Annotated in this window: 3 protein-coding genes; all 3 read left to right on the forward strand. The window is 68.8% G+C overall.

Annotated features, from left to right (window positions below; genetic code table 11):
* Positions 1-678: YdcF family protein (locus ACFWPJ_RS29315; protein ID WP_378856213.1), on the forward strand; the 678-nt coding region annotated here is incomplete at its 5' end.
* A 107-nt stretch (positions 679-785) separates the two neighbouring features.
* Positions 786-1,595: an SAM-dependent methyltransferase gene (locus tag ACFWPJ_RS29320; RefSeq protein WP_378856215.1), complete on the forward strand. Its 810-nt coding sequence runs from the start codon at positions 786-788 to the stop codon at positions 1,593-1,595.
* Positions 1,596-1,639: 44 nt separating this feature from the next.
* A partial coding sequence (locus ACFWPJ_RS29325; protein WP_378856217.1) for a diguanylate cyclase domain-containing protein occupies positions 1,640-2,944 on the forward strand: 1,305 nt, incomplete at its 3' end.

A 2,944-nucleotide genomic window follows, 5' to 3' on the forward strand; every position in this document is an offset into this window, starting at 1 on the left:
GTCAGCGAACATAGTGCGTCGTTGCTTCGGGAGGTCACCATGGATTGGTTGTTCACTCACAAGTCTCTGCGGCGCGGCGCGGCCGCCCTCGTGCTGCCCGCCGCCCTGATCGGCGCGATAGCCACCGCGGCGCCCGCGTTCGCCGCACCCTCACCCGACCCGCTCGCCGGCATCGCCGAGGGCATCGCGCGCGCGACGAATTCCGTTGCGGGTGTTGGCGGTATCGAGCTGCCCGACACCTACGGCCCCGAGACCGCGATCGTGGTGCTCGGCTACGGGCTGCTGCCGGACGGCACCATGCGCGCTGAGCTGAGCAACCGGCTGCACGCCGCGTTGGTCCAGGCGTTCATGTCACCCGCCTCCCCGGTGATCGTCACCGGCGGGAATCCGCGCAACGGTGTCACCGAGGCGCAGGTGATGGCGGACTGGCTCAATATCCGCGGGGTGGCCAGGCAGCGGATCTACACCGAGACCCAGGCGGGTTCGACCGTGCAGAACGCGGAGTTCTCCGCGAAGTTGATGGAGGCGCTCGGCGTGCACAAGGCCGTGCTCATCACCTCCGCCGATCACATGCGCCGGGCACTGGACAACTTCCTGGCCGCCGGTATTCCGGTGGTCGCGACGATGACGCCGGACGTGGCTCCGCTGTGGGCGCAGCCGTTCGGCACGGGAAGTTAGCGTCGGGAAGTTGGCGTTCGGGCGCGCCGAAGTCGGTGTGGCGCACTACGATGCGTCTGGCGTCGTCGCGGGGTGCGGTGGTGCCACGACTTGGACAGGGGTATGCGATGGACAGGCCTGCGTGGGCACCAGAGGGCGTCGATATGCAGCATCCGAGCCCGGCTCGGATGTATGACGCCTTGCTCGGCGGCTCGCACAATTTCGCCGTCGACCGGATGGCGGCGGAGATGGGGACCAAGCTCGTCCCCGATCTGCCGCGGCTGGCGCTGAGCAACCGTGCCTTTCTGCGCCGGGCGGTGCGCTTCATGCTCGACGCCGGGATCCGGCAGTTCCTCGACATCGGCTCCGGCATCCCCACCGCTGGCAATGTGCACGAGATCGTGCACGAGATCGATCCTGAGGCACGGGTGCTCTATGTCGACATCGACCCGGTCGCGGTCGTCCACTCCCGGACCATCTTGCAGGGCCGGGAACGGGCGGGCGCGATCGAGGCCGATCTGCGCAAGTCCGACGAGCTGATCGCCGCGGTGCGCGAGACCGGGCTCATCGACTTCGACGAACCGGTCGGTCTGCTGCTGATCGCGGTGCTGCATCTGGTGCAGGACGAGGATGATCCGGCGGGCAAGGTCGCCGCGCTGCGCGAGGTGGTCGCGCCGGGTAGTTTCATAGCCATTTCACATCTCACCTCCGCGATGCGGCCGGAGGATGCCGGTAAGCTGGGAGAGCACTCCGCCAACGAGACCAGGGTCGGTATCCGATTCCGGTCCGAGGACGCGATCGTGGCGATGTTTCAGGGTTGGGGCATGGTGTCGCCCGGCGTCGTCGCCCTGCCGGCGTGGCGGCCGGAGTCGGAGCGGGACCAGCACGAGAAGCCGGGCCGATCGCTCGGCCTGGCCGGGGTTGCGTGCAAAGAATGAGCTGCCGGTTCGGTGGTGCTATGAGATGACAGGGTGGACGAGTAGTGGGGTCGTGGGAGCTGGCGCAGCGGTGGGCCGATGCCCTCGACGGCGTCGTCGCTCCCACGCTCAACCGCTCCCAGATCGAGGAGATGCTCGCCGCCCTGTGCACCGGGCTGATCGACGCGGCGTGCGGTGGCGAGGATCCCGATGTCGCCCGTCGTGCCGCCCGGATGCTGGTCGCGGCCAACTATCGTGATCCGGCGGCGGTCAGCCGATCGGTGCGGGTGATCTGCGAGGACCTGGCCACTATCGCCGCCGACGGGCCCGACGATCCGGCGCTGCCCGAGGTCAGAGACCGCGTGATCGGCCTGGCCGCCGACTTCGCCGCCGGTTTCACCGGGGCACTGCGGGCGGCGGCCCTGGCCGAGCAGGAATCGACCTTGGCCGCGGTGCTCGCGTCCGCACAGGAAGCCGAGAGCCGCCGGGCGCTGTCGGAAGCCCGCTTCGAGGCGGTGTTCGACGGTGCACTGGTCGGCATCGGCACCGTCGACATGTCCGGCAAGGTGGTGAACTGTAATGCCACCATGGCCGAGATGCTCGGCCGCACCCCGGAGACGATGCCGGGCCGGACCGTCGCCGACATCCTCGGCCCGCAGAACCTCAACCACGCGTTCGTCGAACTGCAGCGCATGGTCACCGGCGAATCCGAGAGCTTTCGCACCGAGACCGAGCATGTGCACGACGACGGCGAGGTCACCGCCATCGACCTGTCGATGTCGGCGGTGCGCGACGCCGACGGCAATATCCGGTTCCTGATCGGCGTCGCGGTCGACGTCACCGAACGCAAACAACTCGCCGACCGGCTGTGGCACGACGCGAACCACGACGCGCTCACCGGCCTGCCCAACCGCCCGCACCTGTTCGGCCGCCTCGCCGACGCCGAACCACCGATCGGGGTCTGCTACCTGGACCTGGACGGCTTCAAGGAGATCAACGACCTATGGGGGCACACGGTCGGTGACCGGGTGCTGCGGGTCGTCGCCGATCGGATGCGCGACGGTGTCCGCCCGCTGGACGCGATGGCCGCCCGGATCGGCGGTGACGAGTTCCTGGTGCTGGTGGAGAACTGTTCGGGGGAGGCGCAATTGGTGGAGCTGGCCGATGATCTGATGTCGGCGCTGGAGGCACCGCTCGAGGTGGACGGGCACATGCTCGCGGTGGGCGTGAGCATCGGCGCCGCCTACTTCGACGAACTACCCGGCACGGTCGACGAATTGGTGCACGCGGCCGATTCGGCGATGTACCGGAACAAGCACGACACACGCCGCTATACCGGCCCGGAGCGGGCGCGCCGGGGAGGGTGCGCC

The organism is Nocardia sp. NPDC058497 (genome assembly GCF_042720195.1).
Taxonomy (GTDB): domain Bacteria; phylum Actinomycetota; class Actinomycetes; order Mycobacteriales; family Mycobacteriaceae; genus Nocardia.